Source organism: Clostridium sp. MT-14, from assembly GCF_042436595.1.
GTDB classification, from domain to species: Bacteria; Bacillota; Clostridia; order Clostridiales; family Clostridiaceae; genus Clostridium_B; species Clostridium_B aromativorans.
On sequence record NZ_JBHMIY010000021.1, the window covers coordinates 15,018 to 37,539 of the forward strand.

Genomic DNA, 22,522 nt, shown 5'->3' on the forward strand with positions numbered 1-22,522 from the left:
TATTTCTCATTTTAACAATAATGTGTCATAAAACTGTATCGGCTAATCTCAATTAAGGTATAATACCAAATCCCATAACAATTAATATACAGTATATAAATAAAATTATATTCCCACCAAACCCTACCTTGGACAAAACTCTACCAACCTTATTTTCTTGTATATTTGAAGGTTTGATATAGCCTATACCTAATACCCAGTAAACAAATAATAGAAATAAATTCAAACTACTTAAAACCATTATTGGCAGCCATTCAGAATCGCTTATTCTTAATTTCACCATCCAGGCATATATGCTAAAAATAAGTAATAAGCATGATAAAATAACTAAAGTGGTTCTAACAAATTTAATGATCTTTTTAATAATAACACCTCCTAAAATTCATATTTTTTCTTTTTTGGTTGGTGTATAATAAATTACTTTTGCGTATCAACTACTAATAAAACCATTTTAATCTCATTTCCCAAATTACTATTTATAATATTCAACATTAAATTGGAATTTGTAATTACCACTATCTATAACTTGATTTTGACTCTATAACATCTTTCTCCACACCTAATAATTTCTTTAGAATATGCTTTATATCATTTTTGCTTAATAAACATTTCGGTCCTATACATATTTCTTCTATAGAATCAGGATCAAAATCTAGTTTCACAAACTCTGTGATATTATTACTTTCAATAACCCTAAAATCATGTTTTAATTCTATTGATTTCCATTTTTCTTGAAATGCACCATGGCTATCAACTATTTTTAGCTTTTCTAAATCAAACCCAATAGAAACCCCTTTTCCGCCTTCTGCATATGCTCTCCATTGACTTAATATATCTGATTCTTTTGAAAAGCAACAAATATATATGCTCATCTGTCCCTTAGAATTTAGACACTTTACTAATTCCTCAAAAGTGAAATCTATATTTGAGCGCATTTTCATCATATTGAAAACTGATTCAAATTCATTCTCATTGCTTTTCTCATCGTTCAGTCTATCCAGATACCACTTTATTTCTAAATTATCATTCATTTTCAATGGATCTGAAAGATAAATTTGTTTACTTTTTAAAATGTTCAAAAACGTGCTCAAAGAGCAATAGTAATAGCCTATCATAAAATACCTCCATTACAAATTACTATTTTATAAATGCTAGGCTTTAAATTAGAAATTTATCAACTTAAAAAGTCAAACGCATATCATACCAAACTGCTCCGCCATGTGTTGATTCTGAAATCCCTTCATTTTTAAAACCAAATTTTGCATAGTAGTGCAGCAGTTTTTCTTTGCAGGTAAGCACTAACCCCTTACGTCCCTGCGTCCTGGCATCGGCAATAACCTTATCGATTATTTTTTCTGCACAACCTTGTCTGCGATACTCGGGGATAGTATTTACACCAAAAATCATCTGCCACTGACCATTTTCATCATGTAAACTGGCATCTTCAAACATCTCATCGCATAATTTTGATTCATTTGTCACCATTCCATTTACAAAGCCAACTAGTCTTCCATCATCCTCCAAAAGCCAAAAATGATTAGGATACACAATTAATCTCTTTTTAAAATCGCTTTCTGAAGCAGCTTCCGCTGCCGGGAAGCATATTGACTCAACAGCAGTAATGGCTTGTAGATCTTCAATGGTTGCAAGTCTTATATTCATATTTATTAACCCCTTTATTTATTACAATTACTATTTGTCTACATATTGTTCAAATATTTTTTACTACACATTTAAGTGCTATAGGTAGATTATATCATTTTATACAATATCCTGTACCTTTGAATAGCTTTTTTTACATATATTAAAGATATTAAAAAGCCTTAATCACTGGCAAAACAGCAATTAAAGCTTTTTAGTTCTTTAGATATAAAAATAAATTTTTCCGGATTTTATCATTTCCATATACCCAATTATAGAAATAGATGACATACAAAAATCAAATGAGCAGGTAAAATACAAAAAAACAAAATTATATACCATTATAATTTCCATGAAGCAGCCTCCATCTGTATCTTAGCCATATGCCTGTATATCCCATCTTTTCCGGCCAGCTCTCCTGGCGCACCCTGTTCAGCTACAATGCCATTTTCCAATACTACAATTTTGTCAACACCTGCTACCGCTCTCATTCTATGCGCAATGACAAGTACCGTTTTGTTTTTAATAAGCCTGGATAATGATTCCTGTATCATAGTTTCATTTTCAACATCCAGTGAAGCTGTGGCTTCATCCAGCAGTATAATAGGTGCATCCTTCAAAAATGCCCTGGCAATAGATATCCTCTGACGCTCACCGCCGGAAAGCTCAGAACCATTCTCACCAATTACAGTATTCCACCCCTGCGGCAGTTTCTCCACAAACTCACTGCAATGAGCCAGCCTTGCGGCCTGTATGACTTCTTCATCCGAGGCATCTTTTCGGCCAATACGGATATTCTCCATGATGGAATTATTAAATAGTGTGACATCCTGAAAAACAACAGCATATAGAGACATGAGAGTTTCGGGATCGATTTTTGAAATGTCCATACCGCCCACAGTAATTTTCCCTCTGCTGACATCCCAGAATCGCAGAGCCAATCTTGATACAGTGGTTTTTCCACCTCCGGAGGGGCCAATCAGTGCAGTAACTTCCCCCTGTCTGGCAGTGAATGATACATCTTTCAATACAATTTCACTGCCATTATAGGCAAATGCAACATGATCAAATACGATATCACAACCTTTATTTGTAAGTTCTTTCGATCCCGTCTGTATTTCATGTCCAAGAATTTCATCCATACGCTGGCACTGGATATCGGCGGAAATAATTGCTGCCAGATTCTGCAGTGACATCTGCAGAGGATCGTATAATCTTGATACCAAAAGCAAAAACATAAAGAAGGTCAAAACATCCAGGCTTCCATCTACAAGAAGTATTCCACCAACCAATGCAACTGTGGCAATTCCAAGTTTTAGAACCATCTGTGCAGCTACAACAAAAACAGCAGTTCCAAGTTCTGTAATAATTGCACGCTTCTCAACAGCTTTAATTTTTATATCGAGCTCATTCATATATGCCCTTTCCGCATTGTTTGCCTTAAGATCCCTCAAAGATTCCAGGCATTCCTGAATTCCATCTGCGCAATCCATCTTTACCTTCATCTGTTTTTTTCCCAAACTGTGCTGTACTCTTGATGAAAAAAGGACAATTATAAAGGAAACAGGAAGCACCCACAGTGCTGCAATGGCCATACGCCAGTCAAAGAAAAACAAGCTCAGTGCAATGATAAAAGTTGAAATAATGGAACCGGCAAGTTCCGGTATCCAGTGAGATGATGCTGTTTCCAATGTGGAACAATCTGCCATAATGGTACTTGTCAAATCCGATAAATCCTTCTTCCCGAAGAAAGAAAGTGGAAGCTTCCGCAATTTCTCAGCAAGTGATATTCTCCTGACACCACTCTCCAGATATGTTGCAAAAAATGTTGAATTATATTGAAAATACGTTGCTGCAAATATAAGTACAAGACACACTGCAATTCCAAATACATAAAGTGAAATATGACCATCACCAATATTTTTATCCATCAAATCATAAACCAGATAATAAAGAAGACCTACAGGCAGTATAAGTACAATATTTGATAATGTACATGCAGCAAATGCTTTTATCATATCTTCTGCGCCTTTTTCAGAAAGGGCATATTTATGCCGCAGTCTTTCAGCCAATGTCATTTTGCACACCAACCTTCCATTTTACAGCACTGTTATACTCCCTCCACATATTTGAGTATAATCCTTGCTGCCCTATTAATTCAGAATGACTTCCGGATTCACATATTTCCCCGTTTTTCATTACATAAATGCGATCCGCCCTCATTACGGTGGACAACCTATGTGCTATCATAATTACCGTTCTTCCCTTTGACAAAGCAGAAAAGGCAGCTTGAACCTTGGATTCATTGTCGGGATCGGCAAATGCTGTTGCCTCATCAAGTATAAGAATTGGTGCATTTTTAAGCATTGCCCTTGCAATGGAAATACGCTGCTCTTCTCCACCTGAAAGATAATTTCCATTTGTTCCAATTATGGTGTCTATTCCATCTGAAAGTTTTCCTATAATATCGTCACACCTGGCATCCTTCAAGGCCTTAAGCACTTCCACTCGTGTTGCATCCGGCCTGGAAAGACGGACATTTTCAAAAATTGACATTTTTAAAAGTTTGCTGTTTTGAAAAACAAAAGAAACATTATCCATCAATTCTTCTTTGGATATATTTTTTACATTCACCCCGCCTATGGTAATCCTGCCGCTGTCAACATCCCAGAAACGCGGTATTAAACTTGCCAGGGTTGTTTTTCCGCCGCCGGAGGGACCTACAAAAGCCACATGCTGCCCGGAGGCAATGTGGAGTGAAACATGGTTCAGTGCATTTTCCTCTGCACCTTTATAACGAAATGACACGTCATAAAACGCAACCGAATTGTCCTGCGGATGTTCATGTTCTTCACTGTCATGCAATGGTTCCATCTTCATTATGCTGCCAATTCTCTCCATTGCATCCTGAACAATCATAATATTTTCACTGGAGTACATAATCTTGTTCAAAGTAACTGTTATAACAGGTGTGATGATTATATAGAACAGCAGATTCAACAGGAACTCTCCCGTGACCCCATCCGCTGTAAAAAATAAGGCCGCCGATATCAGCACTGCAAAAACAGCATTAATAGCTGTGGTGTAAAATATCATGGGCAGACGCAAATCTTTTGTATAGGAAATTACCCATTTCTGATAATTATCAATTGATGCCTTAAATCGCTTAAAGGAAAAAACAGATTGTCCAAATGTTTTTAATACCGATATCCCCCTCACGTATTCAACCGCCTCATTTGACATTTGCTCCAAGGAATTCTGATATTCCTTCATTTTTTGCTTCATTCTGCTTCCAGTCATTACAGACATAATTCCAAAAGCAATTACAACTGGTATCAAGCTCAGAATACCAAGCCGCCAGTCAAATACTAAAAGCATTGCGAGAAGACCAACAGGTGCAGCCATGGCACCTGCACGATCAGGCAATTGGTGGGCCAGATAAGTTTCCGTAGCTGCACTGGACTCATTTACAATTCTCCTTATCTTTCCGCTTCCAATATCATCCATAAATCCTAAAGGCAGTGTACTGATATGGCGCATGGCCTTCGATCTTATATTTGCCTGAACCCGAAATGCGGCAATATGGGAGCATAGTAAAGCAGCTACATAAATAAGTATGGACAGGGCAGAAAAAATTACAGCCATCCAGCCGTACTGCACCAGGTTTTGGGAATAAGTAAAACCCGTGGCAGCTTTCAGAACCTCCCTGATAATCCTCCATATATATATAAATGGTATCAGCGCCACAAGTGCACTTGCTGCAGACAATACCCAGGAGGCCATTGTCAGGTATCTGAATTTCCCTGCATATTCAAATAGAGCTGACATAATAGATCTTTTCTCCATTTCAAATTCTCCTTTCCTGCAATTCTTGAAGTACATTCCCCGTTACACAATTTATTCTAATTTATTATGTCTTCACCTTCTACTCTATTCAGACCCCGATGCTCCATTTAGACATTTTTTCGATATATGCTGGGATTTATCCCAATCACCTCTTTAAATGCCTTTGAAAATTTGCTCGCATTGTTATATCCAAGGCATACTGCAATATCATTGATCTCCCTGCCGGTGTTTTTCAAAAGCTCCACTGCCTTCTGCATTTTATATGTCCTTATAAAAGAATATATACTGTCTCCATACATTTCTTTAAATACAAGTTTCATGGTGGTAAGTGGAATTTTGAATTGTGATGACAGTTCATCCAAAGTAACTTTTTCAGAAAGATCCACTGTTAAATATTTTTTTATCTTCTTCACTGTATCCACCTGCTTTTTCGGGTAGTACCGTTTGCTCTGCTTCAATTCTTCTTCCTCCAAACTGCTTAAGAAAAGGAGAATTTCTAAAACCTTCACTTTGTAATATCCTTTTCTTATCTTCTCAGACACTGAATACAATTCAGAAAAAATATGGTGTATACTTTGATTTTCCCTTATTATTAAAAAATTTTCATTATTTCCGAAAAATTTACTCTTCAATTTTGACAGATCAACTGAAACTTCATCTAAAATACAGGACAAACACTCGGGTACTTTATCAAAATCCAGAGCAACGGTAATTCCATGAAAGTGACTCAATGGAAAATAAGAGCTTTTATTTACACTGAATTTTCGATTTATTGCAAGACTGCCTCTAGAAAGATACAAATACTCTCCTTTTCTGCTTTCACACTCAATTATCCCTTCCCTGCAGTGATTGATTTCCAAAATATTTTTTGGAGGTTCTACATCAACGCTTACAAATTGTGCATGAACGTCATTATAAATCAGCTCAATACCGGGAAATACCGAATAACTCGTCATAACGGCACTGCCTGTAGGATTGTCAATTTTATAAATCGCACAGTCTTTATCTTTTTTAACTACACATACCTGACTTCCATATAATTGCTTGTCTCTATCTGTTACATACACAATACCACCTCACATACAAAATATATATAAGTTAATCCACTCACTAAAAATAATCCAACAAAGCATGTACCAATATAGGAATATAAATTGAATCTGTCTTCTTCAACAATTTCACAAAAACATAATTTGCGATTATATATCCTATTATCATAGACAAAACAGATACAGAAACTGATCTATGATATAGAATAATACCTATAATTGAATGTGCAGCTCCCCACAGAGTTCCTGAAACAATTACAGATAATTTTTCTCCGAGCCTGGATTCCAAAGAAGTAAAGAGATATGCCCTGAACAAAAGTTCCTCTGTAAAAGCAACTGCAATTAAATAATGCACAGCATTATATACACTTTTAATGCCATCGTATTTTATAATAAAAACAGCCGCATAAATCAAAATCAATACAAAAGTAATTACTGGATAATTCAATTTAAATCTCAAAGTTTGAAATGATCTTTTTTCTACAAGACATCCTATTCCGACAAGAATTATACACATTATAATAAAAATACTTTACTGTACAGCTTTATAGATAAAATTTTTGTCGGATAGATTTTTTGACAATATCAAATGATTTCCAGTATATAACGCATATATGTATAAAAATACAAATAAAATATATGATATACTAATCACTATAGGAATCCACAATTTTTCTTCAGCTAAGTCTTCCATAACTTTTGTCATACATCCTGTGCTCCTCTGCAATTATTTCTATAGATTAATAATGAGAATTATTATCAACCTATAGAAATAATAATATCATCCACATCTAAAACAGTCAATAAATATCCACCAGCTTAGCTGGTGGATATTTATCTTCTCTCTTTGTATTTATATTACAACACATTTTTATACGTTTATTTTTTCCAAAGAAGAACTGCTTTCGAGGAATTCTTTTGCAATTCTTCTGTAGATAGCTTTGGAATGTGCGAGTAATCCAGATAATACACCGCTGATATATCTTTTTTTACCTCTATAAATCTGGACCCATCATAATTTAAAAAATCATTATTGTTAATTGTATACTTATATTGCTTATCTTTTTGTGGCTTAGAAAAATACTTTGTCCATATAGTATCTGTGTAATAAATATATGCAACATGTTGTTTTACACCATTTTTTTCAATTGTGGTATTCCATTTATACGAACAGTAGTAATCATCCCCGTTAAAATAAGCATCAACCATCCCGTTATCTCCCTTTTTCACACTCACTAGGCCATTTTCGTAGGGAATTGGCATCTGGTAGTGAAAGATAAATGAAAATCCTCCTAATAATACAGCAATTGTACATATAACTGAAATAACTGACACCATAACATTTTTTCTAAACAGCTGCCTTTTTATTCTTTTTAATATATCAAATTTTGCTTGCTCTGCTGCTTTCTCGTCATTAGTTTGAATGAAATCGTCCTCCATATCATCAAGGTATTTTTTGCAGGTATCACACTCCAGCAAATGTTCCTCGATAATGGTACGACTTTCGTCACTGCAAACATTATCATGATAGAGCGGCATTAAATCTTTAACTACTTCACAGGGAATTTTCATTTTAACACCTCCTTGATTTTGATCTTTGCACGATGAAATGTGACTCTTGCCCAGCTTTCTGTTTTTCCAAAAAGCTCAGCAATTTGTAAAAAAGATAATTCACCAAACACCCGTAAAGTAAAAACCTCTTTATATGGTTCATCTAAAAAATGAAGTGTTTTATGTATTTCCCAAACTGTTTCACTATCTATTAATTTTTGCTCAATACATTCACCTTCATTTTCTTCATGGGATTCAGCCGTAATATGTTTATTTTTTTGACATATGGAAAAATAAGTATTTTTTGTTATCTGACACAGCCAAACTCGTATTTTACAGTCTCCTTTAAACTTGTCTATACTTTTTAAAGCTTTAAAAAATGTTTCCTGGGTTATTTCCTCTGCCAAAGTTTGATTACGGCATAGTGACAGAGCATATTTATAGACATCAGCGAAATATTGAGAGTATATAACTTCAAAATCAGCCACAGTTTCACCTCTCTCTCATATATAAGACTCTCGAAATCAAATTTCGTTACAGTCTTTTTAAAAATTTTAAGCATTTATTGACTTTACATCAACAAATGCTTTTTTTATTTTTATAATATATATTTCCTATTTGTTTGTCCTTCAAAAAGTGTATTTAGATTACAAAGATTTTCAATAATAAATACTCCTCGCTTTTGATGTAATAACATTCTTTTGAACATATTTCCATAAAGCAGTATACTTACTCATAACATCTCTCTCCTTAAAAATTTGCTATTTGTCCTGTGTATCATTTAAAGAATCAATATAATCCTTAGCTTCTTTTAACCCGGCCCCAGTAACCACTCTATATTTTTTAATTGCTTTAATTTTTTCTCCTCGTGATACAAGATCTTTCAATTCTTCAATAATTTCCTTTTTCAATTCATCACAAACACCAACACATTTAGAAATCTTATTTAATTTTGAATTCATACGATTAACTTCACTTCATAATTGATTAATTTATAAACCCACAAATATTATTACCGAAATACCTACCAAAGCAATTCCATTATCCATATGTGATCTCCTCAGTTTTTAATAATAAACGCACAATAAATCTTACTATTGTGAATTACTATATGTTACATGTGGGCTACCGGTATCACTTATCCCTTTTCAAAGAGAGGTGATATAATGAGTAATAACATCTTAATGTTACTTTTTGAAGCAGTATTATTCCTTATTCCATTGTTAACATTTATAGTTTTACTCATTAAAGAAATAAAAAAATAGTAGCTCCTACCGGCAAATGGTTGCTACTATACTATTTTTATTTATATAATAACACATTTTATGATCTAAAATCATATTTCCATAAAATTTTTATCATTATTAACCTCACCTAAATTCACCAAGCCCATTTATATCAGCCTCTCATCACAAAAAATCCACGTTATTTATTTGTATTTATATATTCATGTGCCCATTCAGATAGGTTTTCTAAAATTGGAATAAGAGTTTTCCCGGTATAGGTAAGAGAATACTCTACTCTAGGTGGTATTTCATTGTATACAACTCTATTAATAAGTCCATTTTCTTCAAGTGATTTAAGCTGCTGTGTAAGCATTTTTTGTGTTATTTTAGGCATTTTCTTTTTTAATTCTCCAAACCTTAGAGTATTGCTGCTCAAATACCAAAGAATAATTGGCTTCCATTTTCCACCTATTATATTTAAAGTTAATTCCATGGAACCTTGGTATTCTGTATTTTTATATTTTATTATTGGGAACACCTCCTTAAATAGTATACAAATGGTTACTATAGCACTTATAAGTGCGTACTTGTTATGTTCTACATTGATGTATATTATTATAATGTAAGTAACTTTCGTATACAAATTTTAAACAAAAATGAGGCGTAGATGGTGAAATTAATTAAGATAAACAAAGAGAAATGTACTAAATGTGGAATTTGTACAAAAGTGTGTCCAACAAAATTTTTACATATGGATGAAAATGGGCCAAGAGAGGTCGTTGAAAAAGTTTGTATCGGTTGTGGACAATGTACTGCAGTGTGCCCTAATAGTGCAATTGATAATATGAAGACTCCTTTAAAAGATCAAGTTAAACTAGAAAAATTTCCTGTAATAAATGAATTAGCAGCTGAAAAATTTCTTAGATCACGCAGATCAATTCGCTGTTATAAAGACATACCTGTAGAAAAAGAAAAGCTTATAAAATTAGTTAATATTGCAAGACTTGCCCCTACGGCAAGTAATAGCCAGGGAATTTCATATATTATTATTAAAAATAAAGAATTGCTTAGAAAATTAACAGAAGCTGTAATGGAGTGGATGGAAGAACAAGTAACTAAGTCATCAGGATACTGGAGTTTTTCTGCTCATGTTAAAGATTATAAGGAAAATAAAAACGATGTAATACTACGAGATGCACCTAATTTGATTCTAGGAACTGCTTCTAAAAATTTAAAAAATAGCAGACAAAATACAATTTCACAGTTTACATATATGGAGCTTTTTGCAACCTCTTTAGGACTAGGAAGCTGCTGGGCCGGACTATTTGAAATGTGTGCTTTTGCAGAATATGCACCTCTATTAAATTTGATTAACATTCCCCAAGATAAAGTAGTAACAGGTGTTGTTATGGTTGGATATCCAAAATATAAATTTCAGAGATTAGTTACTAGAAATCCACTAGAAGTTAATTTCATTGAATGATATTTGATTATTTAATGTTAATATTCATACACGTCCACAATCATAAGGATTGGAACATAGAAGATAAAAAAGAACTGCTTTACTTTCTCAAGTTGGGATTTATACTTTATAGCTTATCTTTATCAAATCCATGGCAAATTTTTCTGACTGTACCATGCAATATTCCCCATGATCCATTTGTGATATCATCCGAAATTTTGTATCTGGAAAATTCTTTTTTACATAAGCAATATCTGACTTACGATTTAATTTTTCGTTTTCTCCATACCAATACATTATTTTACATTTGACAGGTAAAGGTATTGTATTCGGCATAGAATAATTATTACAAGAGTCAAAAACATTCCATATTGTTTTTGCACTTATATGCTGAATAAATTCATATATTTAATCTATTGCCTCTTTGCCGTATTTTTCTTCAGAATAAGCTAAAGTAATAGCTTTTCTTGCTACGCTTTGCTATTTCTATTATCAAAAAATCCCTTACAGCAAGCATTCGAGTAATTAAATATGGAAGCTGATATGGTGTAATTCCACCATCAATCACTATATTTCTAATAGTAAGTTTGCTGTCGGACAGCATACGAATTGCAAGACCTCCTCCTGCAGAAAGTCCATATAAAATATCAATGGCTTGATACCCTTTTTGCAACAACCATTCCTCCATTTTTCTGCATACATCCTCAATACTAGTAAAATAACTGTTATTTGTTAGGTCATGACCTGGAAGTGCAGGAATTATAACATGAAAATAATTTTTTAATATTTTTATAGAAGGTTCATACCATTTCCAACTCATACATGCGCCATGAAAAAGAATTAGTATCTTATCATATTCCACTCCAAATTCATATATATTCATACTATATTTTTCCTCCACAAATTTACTATTTATGTTTATGCCAATTATAAAAATCTTTTAGTTCTGCTTTACGTTCCTGTGGTAAAGCTGTTTTCTTAACACCGTGAATTGCACCCTCTAATGCCAGCAATCTATGAATACATGCAGAAACATCAATTTCTTGTATTTTCAGCCACGCCTGTTCTGCACCAATATCTTTTAATTCATCATAAGTAAATATGCCTACTTCATTCAACTGCCTTTCAACTTCTTTTCCGATATTAGGCAATTTTGATAATTCTCCCATAATAAAACTTCCTTTCAAATTACTGATTTATGTTATTCAAACTTAAATTGGAATTTGTAGTGTTTCTATTATGCTCATAGTCTCTCCGATAAATTGAGATTCACTATACACAATTCTCAAACATTGGTTCAATATACTCTTTAATAAGTTCTATTCTATCCTTAGCATCTGGCATAAAAAGGGAAGCAATAGAAACTACCATTTTTTTCTTTGTATTGACATAAATCACATTTCCTCCATCTCCCAAAGCTGCATAGATATGTTCTTTATCATCAATAATCCACCACAGATAGCCATACGACAGCTTGCCCCATCGGCTATTTTCCTTTGTACTCTCATCTATCCATTGAGCCGATACAATTTGTTTATCCTTCCATATTCCGCCATCTAAGTACAATTGACCTATTTTTGCCATATCCATAGGGGTCAAGGTAAGACCCCAACTTGCTGGATTTACCCCTTGCGGGTCAACAACCCAACCGCTAACATTTTTATCTTTGAGAAAGGCAAAATGTTCTTCTTTATTATGTAACACCACATTGTGTCCAACATTAATTCCCAATGGCGAAAATAAATTTTCTGTTGCAAACTCAAGCACTGATTGTTCTGTTGCTTTTACAAGAATGCCCGACAAAATATGTGTTCCTACGATAGGAGAATACCTAAATTCTCCTATCTGCCCCTTACCTCCTAATAAGTCAAGTGCAGCTTTTATCCAGTTATCGCTTGCGAAAAACTTTTCGTATGGTTCTGACTTACATTTATACGGAGCTGTCATAGTCAGCATATTCTTAATCGTAACGCTCTGTATCGTTTTTTCACCTCTTTTAATAGTGTAATCTGGGAAAAAATCCAATACTTTCTGGTCTATACTTTTGATATACCCATTATCTATGGCGATACCAATCAATGCAGAAAAAATACTTTTTGTTACCGATGCTACATGGATGGTGTTAGTAGCAGTATATTCATTAAAGTAGTTTTCATATAATGTTTTACCATTTTTTAGTACAATCATACCCGCAATATTGTTATAGTTACTGTTTATTGTCTTTTCTAACTCTATCATTTTTTCTTGATTCATATGATCTCTTCCTTTACCTAAAGGATAGGTTAATTAAAAAATTTTTTCAACAACTATTTTTAAATAAATCAAGAAAAATAGATTAGCTATATTTCAAACTAATCTGCAACTTCTAGTTTATTGTTCCGTTGGATTATATAAATAACCTTTGGTTTGACGGCTCGGTAAATTACTAATTTATAATACTGGACCTTAGATTTATATTTGTCTGTATAAATGAAATCATCTTATATATTCGGTAACTAAATCTGTAAAAAGGATACCTTCTAAATGATTTATTTCATGGCAGAAACATTTTGCCAAATCTCCTGTACCTTTTAATATAATTTTATCCCCATTTTCGTTTAATGCTTGTACTGTTACTTTTGCAGGTCTATTTAATTTTCCTACTACATTAGGAATACTTAAACATCCCTCTATAACTTCTTGTTCTCCTTCCTGCATGATTATCTCTGGATTAATTAATTTTATGAGTCCCTGCCCCATATCTATTACAACTAATCTCTTCAATATTCCAACTTGTGGAGCTGCTAATCCTGCACCATTTTTTGAATTATACATAGTATCAGCCATATCTTTTAAAATTTGTCTTATTTTATCATCTACTATTTCAACTTTTCTGCTTTTTTTCCTTAGTATTTGATCATCAGAAAGCCTAATTTGTCTTAGTGCCATTTAAACAACACCCCCTGCTTTGTTGTGCTCTCGATTTTCTTTCACTTTCTTCAAAAAGAAAAATATCCTCTATGGATTCATGAAAAACTTTAGAAATATCATATGCTAACCATATGGAAGGTTCATATTTTTCTGTTTCTATAGAATTAATAGCCTGTCTTGATACCCCTATAAGTTCTCCTAATTGCTCTTGAGTTAATCCAAAGGCTTCTCTAAATTTCTTTAATCGATTTTTCATAAATTATCACCTCTGTAATGTTTACCTTACATAACAAATATAACATTCTTTAACACTGATATCAAGTTAACCTTACTTAATAAATAAGCTTATTAACAAAAATAACAGTATTTGGAACATAGAAAGTAAAAAAGAACTTCTTCACTTTCTCAAGGCTAAAAAAATGCTTAGATATACTAAAGATATTTAGACTTGAAAAAACACTATCATCACCATATCATATTTTTCACAGTGACAATAGCGCTTATCTTCTTAGTACTTAAATAAATCTATGCTTGATTTTTAACGCAAAATTTTTATATTATAATTTATACAAAAACATGAATTTGTCGGCTTCATGCTATATTTATAATTTTTGCAGCATCTCATAACTCAATGTACGAAATACCTGACAATAATTTTGGAATCCATCCTGCCCGATGATATAAATATTGGGCATGTAGTCCAATCCTTTTTTTGAATACATAATACGTTCCAATCCATTATCTATAGCTGTATGATTACTTAAAGCCACATCTACTTTTCTACAAATTGCTTCACTTATAAAGTAATCCAATGACTTGAGATATTGTTTCACTTCATTCTTTGTCCATGGTGGTGTCGTTCCTCCCCATAATGCTGCCATGTGAGTTTCTCCTTTTTCTTTTACAGGGAACATGTAGCTTAATCCTCCCGGAGTATGACCAGGAGTACCATAAACATATATCGTCTTATCACCTAATGTTATGGTATCACCATCCTGGATATAAACATTAATTTTGTAATCTTTCCACGTTTCCGGTCTATCAGGTTTTGTGGGATATTCATTCCAAAAAATATCATCTATTTTAGAAAGATAGGTATCAGCATGATATCTTTCAACAAACCATTTCCCGCATCCAGTATGATCAACATGTCCATGTGTCAAAACCAGTTTTTTTATTGCAGCGGGATTCCAGCCAACATCTTCAATGGAATCTATTATTGCCTCAAAAGCTTCTTTTACCGGCCAAATAGCATCTATTACTATCAGCCCATCACTTGTTTTCAATACAAAACAGTTTGTCTGCTTTTGTGCAACAATTAGCAAATCATCAAAAATCTTAGCATATATGAAAAATGACATATCTTCCATTTCTCTGATTGTTTCTTTTGTAAAAACTGGTCTATTTAATCTATTCATTTAATATACACTCCTCTGTACAGTAATAATTTTATAGTTGCACAAAGGATAAGCGATTTCTTGGATGCATTCGTAAAAATATCTTCACAACTTCACCTTCTCTACAAATTATTATATTTATCTGTATATTACTTTTAAATAATCTTTGTTCGCATTTTGAGAAAATTCCATACTGATTCGCCAGTATATATCATAATTATTAAAAATATAAATTATACTCACTAGTTGGGATCTCATCTTCTAATCCTAAAACTCTGGGCCATAATCCTGTCTCAGCAATAATAAATCCCATAATCATTCCCATATGGCTATGTAAATGTCTATGTTGTGCAAGAATTAATGCAAACCTTGTCCATTCACAGTTTTCAGGCTTTGTAAGAAGTATATCATCTGTTATACTATTAAGATACTGATTTATTTTCTCTTCAATTAATTGAAAATAGTGGTTTAATTCATTTCTTGATAATACTTTATCTGTTTTAACATCCAAATTATTTAAGTCCTTAATATGAAATGACGGTTCCGAATATTTTCTTGGATTTATATACCACATATCCAAGGAATGTAATGTATGGTAAATATGTTTCCATAAAGGCATATCACAATAATTTTTATTCCAATATTCATCAGATACACAATCCATAACATTGTTTATACTCCATAAAGCGCGTTTTGTTTGGTCTTTAATTATCTCAGTATAATTTGTTTCATCCATTAGCCTATACACTCTCCTAAAGAATTATTATAATCTTTGCTCCACAATAATTTACTACTGTAAATTAATTTATAGATAGATTATATCATTATCTTCCGATTCAATCCTACTTCCTTCAAATCCCAGATATTGTCTCCATTTTGAATGTATACAATTATTCCACAGTCTTTCAGTGAAAACTCATCTATTGTCTTTCCTTCTAGCTTGCATATGTTGTTGAAGTATTCCTCAATTTCCTAGAGTACTTCTCTATCTATTTGCGATTTCCTCTTCAGCAGTTTAATATTTTTAATGTTTTGATAATTCTCACGTTCCCATCCTCCAAATATAAAAAATAAAGTATTTATTGACTATACATCAACAAATACTTTTTATAAGATATATCTAAATAGGAAAATAATACCAGATATAGAATTATCTCAACAGTCATGTTATAATTTATTAGTACAATTAAATAGGTTGCATGTGGGCTACTGGTATCACTCATCCCTGTTGAAGGGAGGTGATACAATGAGTAACAGCATTTTAATGTTACTATTTCAAAGTGGTTTGTTCTTAATATCACTATTAACATTAATAGTTTTACTTATAGAAAAAATCTCAAAAAAATAGTAGCCCCGCTTCGCAATTGGATACTACTATTTTTATTAAAAAATTTAGTGATACCAGTTGCCTAAGCAACTAGATTGTACACTACAGGATGTTGCCAGCATCCTGTTTTTATTTTCTCTCTTTGTATTTATATTATAACACATTTTATGATTTAAAATCATATTTTTATAAAAATTTTCATTCATATTATTTTAAACATATCTCTTTAACCCTCTCACATCAACCCTATTCCATAAAAAAGCTACGTCATTTGTGGTAAGGTTCTCCCTTCAGTATCTTAAAAGCTCTGTAAATCTGCTCCAGAAGCATTACCCTGAAAAGCTGATGTGGAAAAGTCATTTGAGAAAAACACAATTTACAATTTGATTTCTGTAAAATTTCCTCAGAAATACCCAGAGAACCTCCAATTATAAAAATTATGCTGCTGTTTCCCTCCAGGGCAAGCTGCTGAACTTTATAGGCAAACTCCACCGAGGACATCATACTTCCCTTTAAGTCAAGAGCTATTACATAACTGCCTTCCTTTAAATATTTCAATATCTTTTTGCCTTCCTTTTCCCTTATCATGTCCTCCTCTTTTTCTGAAGCTCCATCCGGAATTTTCTCATCCATGACTTCAATGATATTCAGCTTGCAGTACCTGGAAAGCCTTTTGGAATACTCAAAAACCGCATCCTTCAAATATTTTTCCTTTAATTTCCCCACAGAAATTATTGTAATGTTCATATCGTCCTCCACTTTTCAAATTGTTAATTTTCAAAACAAACATAAAAAAATCTCTCCTCTACTAAAACTGGAAAGATAGACAAAAAAACAAGTATACAAAACAATACACTGCAGCTGCAGTGTTAAGATATTACCTTTCATTATATTATTTATATTTTATCAGATTTGATTCCAAACATCAAATTATCTATTTTCAAAATTCAATCACATATACTATAATGTTAATGAACTCAATTTGTATTGGAGGTTTATTTAAATGAAATTCAGTGAATTTAAATATGAAAGACCTGACTATGAGAAAGTTAAAGCATCAATTGATTCTCTTATACGTGAACTGAAAATCTCTAACAGTTTTGAAAAACAACTTGACTGCATAAATCGTATAAATCACATTAGAAACCACCTTCAGACTATGGGAACTCTAGCTGAAATAAGGCACAGTATAAATACAAAAGATAAACACTATGACGAGGAGCAAAATTACTGGGACAAATACTCACCGCTGTATAATGAACTTGACTTTACATTTTACAAAGAGCTGATTCACTCAAAATTCAGAAAAGAACTGGAAGAGAAACTTGGCAGACAATTTTTCACTTTGGCTGAATTTTCCCTAAAAGCATTTTCCCCTAAAGTAATAGAGGACTTACAACTTGAAAATGCACTGTCATCACAATATACCAAATTGCTGGCTTCTGCAAAAATTCCCTTCATGGGTGAAACCAGAAACCTTTCTGAGTTAACGCCTTTTATGCAGGACAAGGACAGAGAAGTGAGAAAAAATGCTTCTGATGCCAAGTACAAATTTTTTACAGATCATGAAGATGAAATTGATAAAATATATGATGATCTGGTGAAAATAAGAGATAAAATTGCCAAAAAACTGGGTTTCAAAAACTTTGTGGAGCTAGGTTATATAAGGATGAAAAGAAGTGACTATAATCCACATATGGTAGCCAATTTCAGAAAACAGGTGAAAAAATACCTCGTACCCGCTGCTTCAGAACTCTATGAAAGACAGAGAAAAAGGCTTGACCTTGACAATCTTACTTATTATGATGAAAACTTTGAGTTTGCCACTGGAAACGCCAGGCCAAAGGGAACTTCAAAATGGATAGTGAAAAATGCCCGTAAAATGTATTCTGAGCTATCTGACGAAACCGGGAAATTCTTTAACTTCATGCTGGAAAAAGAACTTTTGGATCTTATAACCAAAGAAGGTAAGGCTGGTGGTGGATACTGTACTTATATACCAGATTACAAAGCACCTTTCATATTTTCAAATTTCAACGGAACCTCAGGGGATGTAGATGTCTTGACTCACGAGGCTGGGCATGCCTTTCAGACTTATCTGTCCCGATGGATTGACATTCCAGAATGTATTTTTCCAACCTACGAAAGCTGCGAAATACATTCAATGAGCATGGAGTTTTTCACCTGGCCCTGGATGAATCTGTTCTTTAAAGAAGATGCAGATAAATACAGATTTGCCCACCTTGAAAGCGCTGTAAAATTTATTCCCTATGGTGTTACGGTGGATGAGTTCCAGCATTATGTTTATGAAAATCCTGAGGTCTCTCCTTCTGATAGGAAAAAAGCCTGGAGAAATATAGAAAAGAAATATCTCCCTCATAAAAATTATACCGGATGTGATTTTCTTGAAAAAGGATGCTGGTGGTTCCAGCAGTCCCATATATTCAATGTACCTTTTTACTATATAGATTATACACTGGCACAGATATGCGCCCTTCAATTCTGGAAGAAAGCCATGGACAATAGAAAATATGCCTGGAATGATTATATAAAAATATGCAAGGTGGGAGGCACAAAATCCTTTTTGGAATTGGTAAAATTGGCTAACCTTAAATCTCCTTTCGAAAATGGATGTATAAGTTCAATTATGAAACCTATAAATGAATGGTTCAATTTAATAGATGACAAAAAACTGTAATTTAAAAATAATTTAAAATGATATGAGGTTACAAAATTAATAGGATTGTCTCAAATAATCGAAACAATCCTATTAAAGTAACTTCTATATTATCTATAATCCGCCAGTTCAACCCCCGTGCTGCAGATCAATTGCTTTACACTATCAACTTCATCAGATCCCGGCGTGACAAATTCATTTTTGAATCTTCCCAACCCTATAGTTTCATATTTACCTTCTCCTAAATTATGATAAGGTAAAATTTCTATTTTCCCATTAGGTACATATTTCTTTACATATTCAGCTACAGCCGTAATATTTTCTTCTTTGTCATTTATTCCAGCGACAAGAGGAATTCTGACTACTGTTTCCTTTTTTAATTTTCCTATTCTTTTAATATTTTCTAAAATCAACTTATTACTTACACCAGTTAATTCTATATGTTCCTTTTCATCCATATTTTTTATATCTACAAATATAAAATCAAGCTTTTCAAATATATCTTTCACTTCATCCCATATAAAATATCCACTGGTCTCAATAGCCATATCAATTCCAATACTATAGCTTTCATCTACAAGAGCTCTCAAAAAATTCTGCTGAAATGTTGCTTCACCTCCTGAAAAAGTTATTCCTCCATTCGATTCCCTGAAAAAAACCATATTTTTTCTTATTTGATCCATAACTTCTTTAACAGACATGTACCTTCCAACAATTTTTCTTGCACCATACGAGCATACATTAACACATCTGCCGCAGGTCACACAATTTTTTTGCTTTGTAGGACACACTTCAATACATTTTCCGCATTTAACACATTTTTCCTTAAATACTGCAAGTTTAGGCTTAACTGTCCATGTTTCTGGATTACAGCACCATTTACATCTCAACGGGCATCCTGATAAAAATATAGTTGTACGTATTCCATTTCCATCATTTACTGAAAAATTTTGTATCTGGGATACATATCCTTTTTCACTCATACCACTCATATTCTACATACTTTCATGTACTGTTCTTGCGATAATTGCATCCTGAACTTCTTTTGACAAATTCACAAATTGAGTACTATAACCTGCAACACGAACTAACAGATCCTTATAATCTTCAGGTGATTCCTGAGCCTTACGCAATATTTCGTTAGACACGGTATTAAATTGTACATGAAATCCTCCCAATGAAAAATATGCTCTGATTATAGCCTCTAAATTTCTAAGTCCCCTATCTGACTTTAAAAATTCAGGTGACAATCTCAAATTCAAAAGTGTACCCCCTGTGTGTACATCATGATTGACCTTTGCTGCTGATTTCATTGCAGCAAGCAGCGTGTTCGTATCGCTTCCCGTAAATGGCGATACTCCCTCTGACAAAGGTGTTCCTGCCTTTCTGCCGCAGGGCGTCGCTCCTATTACTCTGCCTGTAGGTATATAATTGGAAATACCCATAAATGCCGAATTGAATTTAGAACCAAAAATATCTTTGTACTTTGTAACTTCTCTATAATAAAAATCAGAAATTTCCACTGCAATGGAGTCTACATATTCATTGTCATTTCCGTATTTTGGAACTGACAGTGCTTTCTTCCGCAACTCTTCATATCCATTCCAATCCACATCCATTGCTTTGTTTAGCTCCTCAAGAGTAGTAATATCTTCTTCAAAAACCAACTTTTTTATTACAGCTAGAGAATTTGATACAACTCCCAAACCTATTCCTGTTAAAACAGGCCCTATATTGTACTTGGCACCGCCTTTGCTCAAATCTCTACCTTTATCCATACATCCATCCACACAGGTTGACAAAAATGGCCTTGGAACTAGCTCTGTGTGGAGCTGTTGCGCTATTACCGTTCCAATAACAGTATGTTTTATTAAATTTGCAAGCTGTTTCAAAAAGGCGTTTTTCACCTCTTCATAAGTATCAAATTCAGATGCATTTTTTTCGCTGAGCCCCATAGATTCATGAGTCAATCTACTTTTACCTTCATTTAATGCATATTCAAGTGCTGCCCCAAAATTGATATTTGCCGCTGATGTCCATTCCCCTGTCTTCCTAAAATGAGGTACTACACAGCCGCAATTGTTCCAATCCCTCGCATCTTCAGGTTCATACCCCGCCCTCAAAAGCATCTGTGAGCCAACGTTATCATTATGAATGGCAGGAAATCCAGTTCCCGTTTTAACCAGCTTGCATACTGCCATTAAAAATTCTTCAGGACATCCCGAATGAATTCGAACGCTTAAACCCGGCTGATGGGTTTTTACATTTGCTGTTGCCTTAAGGCACATGTATGATAGATCATTTGTGGCATCACTTCCATCTCTTTTTCTGCCACCAACCGTTAAATTTTGGAATTGATTATACCCTGCAAAATAACCAGCTGTATTAGAAGATATTGTCCATATCCATTCGGATAGCTTAATCCATAGAGCTTCTATTAATTCTTGAGCTTTTTCCTCTGTTATTTTATTTGATTTAATATCAGATTCATAATAAGGGTACATATATTGATCAAATCTTCCTAAATTAAGGGAAAGAGGGTTCTCAGAAATTATACAGCCCAATTGCACAAACCATAGAAATTGAATTGCTTCATAAAACGTTTCAGGTTGATTTTCAGGCACCTTTTTACATATTCTTGATATTTCCATCAATTCATTTTTCCTCTCAAGGCTGTTTTCTTCTCTTGCAAGCTCTTCTGCTTTATCAGAATACCGATTTGCAAATTTTATTATTCCAGAAGCCACAATTTTTACAGACCTGTAAAAATTCACTTTATCAATGTTTTCCACGGAGGTTTCCTCCAATTCACTTAAATGCTCTTCAGCTTCACTCTTAATTTTCCCATACCCTTTTGCAAATAATATATCCTGGTAATCCGGAGTAATTTCGCCAACTGCCTGTCTCCATTTTGAATCAGTATCGATTATCCCAGTATCAATCAGTAATTTTGCAGTTTCTTTAGGTACTCTTTTTAAGAAACATTCTTCCAGGGATTTACCTTTCCAATATGGAAATATTTTATCACGTACAAACTGCCTCTGGCTATCTGTAATATAATAAGGATCCTGGGGCCTTTTATCAAAGGAATCCATCTCCTTGTCAACCCATTTCCATGAATATTCAGGAGTAAGTATGCCGGTTCTCTTAAATTTTCCCGCTGTTCCCACAATCAGCTCATTCTCAAATATATTTACAGGGAGCTCTTCACATGCTTTTAAGAAAGCTTTTGCTCTTCTAATAGACAATGGTTCCCCCTCTGTACTCTCATGAGATTCAGTCCAAATTTTTGCTCTTTCATAACAAATAGATGGCTTTGAGTTTAAATAACCCTGCCTAAGCTCTTCAATTCTATCCGTAACACTCATCATCACACCTCCATAATAAATTCATATAATTATTTCTATATAATATATGTATATTATATATTGTATAC

At 33.4% G+C, this 22,522-nt stretch carries 24 protein-coding genes; 3 read left to right on the forward strand and 21 right to left on the reverse strand.

From position 1 onward, the window contains the following. Positions 1-515 precede the first annotated feature (515 nt). The 11 genes from ACFHWD_RS13830 to ACFHWD_RS13880 form a co-directional block, all read right to left on the reverse strand. Positions 516-1,115 (reverse strand): DUF2971 domain-containing protein, encoded by a 600-nt coding sequence (locus ACFHWD_RS13830; protein WP_229982011.1) that lies wholly within the window; start codon positions 1,113-1,115, stop codon positions 516-518. Between the two features lie 64 nt (positions 1,116-1,179). Further along, positions 1,180-1,662 (reverse strand): GNAT family N-acetyltransferase, encoded by a 483-nt coding sequence (locus tag ACFHWD_RS13835; protein ID WP_150357746.1) that lies wholly within the window; start codon positions 1,660-1,662, stop codon positions 1,180-1,182. 320 nt (positions 1,663-1,982) lie between these two features. Beyond that, a complete protein-coding gene (locus ACFHWD_RS13840) occupies positions 1,983-3,713 on the reverse strand; it encodes an ABC transporter ATP-binding protein (RefSeq protein WP_378062395.1) in 1,731 nt (576 codons plus the stop codon). Beyond that, complete coding sequence (locus tag ACFHWD_RS13845; RefSeq protein WP_229982012.1) at positions 3,706-5,487, reverse strand: ABC transporter ATP-binding protein; 1,782 nt, start codon at positions 5,485-5,487, stop codon at positions 3,706-3,708. The genes ACFHWD_RS13840 and ACFHWD_RS13845 overlap by 8 nt, the downstream gene beginning before the upstream one ends. A gap of 107 nt (positions 5,488-5,594) precedes the next feature. Beyond that, positions 5,595-6,554, reverse strand: a complete 960-nt coding sequence (locus ACFHWD_RS13850) for a helix-turn-helix domain-containing protein (RefSeq protein WP_378062360.1) — start codon at positions 6,552-6,554, stop codon at positions 5,595-5,597. A gap of 43 nt (positions 6,555-6,597) precedes the next feature. Further along, positions 6,598-6,984 (reverse strand): CPBP family intramembrane glutamic endopeptidase, encoded by a 387-nt coding sequence (locus ACFHWD_RS13855; RefSeq protein WP_273345408.1) that lies wholly within the window; start codon positions 6,982-6,984, stop codon positions 6,598-6,600. 84 nt (positions 6,985-7,068) lie between these two features. Next, positions 7,069-7,242: a hypothetical protein gene (locus tag ACFHWD_RS13860; RefSeq protein ID WP_273345409.1), complete on the reverse strand. Its 174-nt coding sequence runs from the start codon at positions 7,240-7,242 to the stop codon at positions 7,069-7,071. A 173-nt stretch (positions 7,243-7,415) separates the two neighbouring features. After that, complete coding sequence (locus tag ACFHWD_RS13865) at positions 7,416-8,108, reverse strand: zf-HC2 domain-containing protein (protein ID WP_273345411.1); 693 nt, start codon at positions 8,106-8,108, stop codon at positions 7,416-7,418. Next, positions 8,105-8,575: an RNA polymerase sigma factor gene (locus ACFHWD_RS13870; protein ID WP_273345413.1), complete on the reverse strand. Its 471-nt coding sequence runs from the start codon at positions 8,573-8,575 to the stop codon at positions 8,105-8,107. The genes ACFHWD_RS13865 and ACFHWD_RS13870 overlap by 4 nt, the downstream gene beginning before the upstream one ends. A 273-nt stretch (positions 8,576-8,848) precedes the next feature. Next, positions 8,849-9,049, reverse strand: a complete 201-nt coding sequence (locus ACFHWD_RS13875) for a ribosomal protein L7/L12 (protein ID WP_273345415.1) — start codon at positions 9,047-9,049, stop codon at positions 8,849-8,851. 463 nt (positions 9,050-9,512) lie between these two features. After that, positions 9,513-9,842, reverse strand: coding sequence for a winged helix-turn-helix transcriptional regulator (locus ACFHWD_RS13880; RefSeq protein ID WP_378062397.1), 330 nt, complete (start codon positions 9,840-9,842; stop codon positions 9,513-9,515). A gap of 141 nt (positions 9,843-9,983) precedes the next feature. Here ACFHWD_RS13880 and ACFHWD_RS13885 point away from each other — a divergent pair, with 141 nt between their 5' ends. Beyond that, entirely contained in the window at positions 9,984-10,796 is an 813-nt protein-coding gene (locus ACFHWD_RS13885) for a nitroreductase family protein (protein WP_378062399.1), read from the forward strand. A 418-nt stretch (positions 10,797-11,214) separates the two neighbouring features. Here the strand turns inward: ACFHWD_RS13885 and ACFHWD_RS13890 are convergent, their stop codons facing one another. The 7 genes from ACFHWD_RS13890 to ACFHWD_RS13920 all read right to left on the reverse strand — a co-directional run bounded on the left by ACFHWD_RS13890 (position 11,215) and on the right by ACFHWD_RS13920 (position 15,818). Next, positions 11,215-11,658, reverse strand: coding sequence for an alpha/beta fold hydrolase (locus ACFHWD_RS13890; RefSeq protein ID WP_150355515.1), 444 nt, complete (start codon positions 11,656-11,658; stop codon positions 11,215-11,217). 25 nt (positions 11,659-11,683) lie between these two features. Further along, a complete protein-coding gene (locus ACFHWD_RS13895; protein ID WP_150355514.1) occupies positions 11,684-11,944 on the reverse strand; it encodes a TfoX/Sxy family protein in 261 nt (86 codons plus the stop codon). A gap of 103 nt (positions 11,945-12,047) precedes the next feature. Then, positions 12,048-13,028 (reverse strand): serine hydrolase domain-containing protein, encoded by a 981-nt coding sequence (locus tag ACFHWD_RS13900; RefSeq protein ID WP_378062364.1) that lies wholly within the window; start codon positions 13,026-13,028, stop codon positions 12,048-12,050. Positions 13,029-13,250: 222 nt separating this feature from the next. After that, positions 13,251-13,703: a peptide deformylase gene (gene def / locus ACFHWD_RS13905; RefSeq protein ID WP_150355512.1), complete on the reverse strand. Its 453-nt coding sequence runs from the start codon at positions 13,701-13,703 to the stop codon at positions 13,251-13,253. Continuing rightward, the gene (locus ACFHWD_RS13910; RefSeq protein ID WP_150355511.1) at positions 13,684-13,941 is read right to left on the reverse strand and encodes a helix-turn-helix transcriptional regulator; all 258 of its coding nucleotides are present in this window, start codon (positions 13,939-13,941) and stop codon (positions 13,684-13,686) included. The genes def and ACFHWD_RS13910 overlap by 20 nt, the downstream gene beginning before the upstream one ends. Positions 13,942-14,287: 346 nt before the next feature. Next, positions 14,288-15,103 (reverse strand): MBL fold metallo-hydrolase, encoded by an 816-nt coding sequence (locus tag ACFHWD_RS13915; protein WP_378062367.1) that lies wholly within the window; start codon positions 15,101-15,103, stop codon positions 14,288-14,290. A 199-nt stretch (positions 15,104-15,302) separates the two neighbouring features. Continuing rightward, on the reverse strand, positions 15,303-15,818 hold the full coding sequence (locus tag ACFHWD_RS13920) for a hypothetical protein (protein WP_378062368.1): 516 nt from the start codon (positions 15,816-15,818) through the stop codon (positions 15,303-15,305). A 528-nt stretch (positions 15,819-16,346) separates the two neighbouring features. Between ACFHWD_RS13920 and ACFHWD_RS13925 the strand changes: the two genes are divergently transcribed. Continuing rightward, a complete protein-coding gene (locus ACFHWD_RS13925) occupies positions 16,347-16,430 on the forward strand; it encodes a putative holin-like toxin (protein WP_229982018.1) in 84 nt (27 codons plus the stop codon). A 246-nt stretch (positions 16,431-16,676) separates the two neighbouring features. Here ACFHWD_RS13925 and rlmH read toward each other — a convergent pair whose 3' ends face one another. After that, positions 16,677-17,156, reverse strand: coding sequence for a 23S rRNA (pseudouridine(1915)-N(3))-methyltransferase RlmH (gene rlmH / locus ACFHWD_RS13930; protein WP_150355507.1), 480 nt, complete (start codon positions 17,154-17,156; stop codon positions 16,677-16,679). A gap of 256 nt (positions 17,157-17,412) precedes the next feature. On the opposite strand from rlmH, the gene ACFHWD_RS13935 reads away from it, so the two are divergent. Next, positions 17,413-19,107 carry a M3 family oligoendopeptidase gene (locus tag ACFHWD_RS13935; RefSeq protein WP_378062371.1) on the forward strand — a complete coding sequence of 565 codons (1,695 nt, stop codon included), beginning with the start codon at positions 17,413-17,415 and terminating at the stop codon, positions 19,105-19,107. 89 nt (positions 19,108-19,196) lie between these two features. On the opposite strand, the gene ACFHWD_RS13940 is transcribed toward ACFHWD_RS13935, so the two are convergent. Together ACFHWD_RS13940 and ACFHWD_RS13945 are read right to left on the reverse strand one after the other, a co-directional pair. Then, the gene (locus tag ACFHWD_RS13940; RefSeq protein ID WP_378062373.1) at positions 19,197-20,069 is read right to left on the reverse strand and encodes a glycyl-radical enzyme activating protein; all 873 of its coding nucleotides are present in this window, start codon (positions 20,067-20,069) and stop codon (positions 19,197-19,199) included. Between the two features lie 12 nt (positions 20,070-20,081). Beyond that, positions 20,082-22,454 (reverse strand): glycyl radical protein, encoded by a 2,373-nt coding sequence (locus tag ACFHWD_RS13945; protein ID WP_378062375.1) that lies wholly within the window; start codon positions 22,452-22,454, stop codon positions 20,082-20,084. Positions 22,455-22,522: the final 68 nt, after the last annotated feature.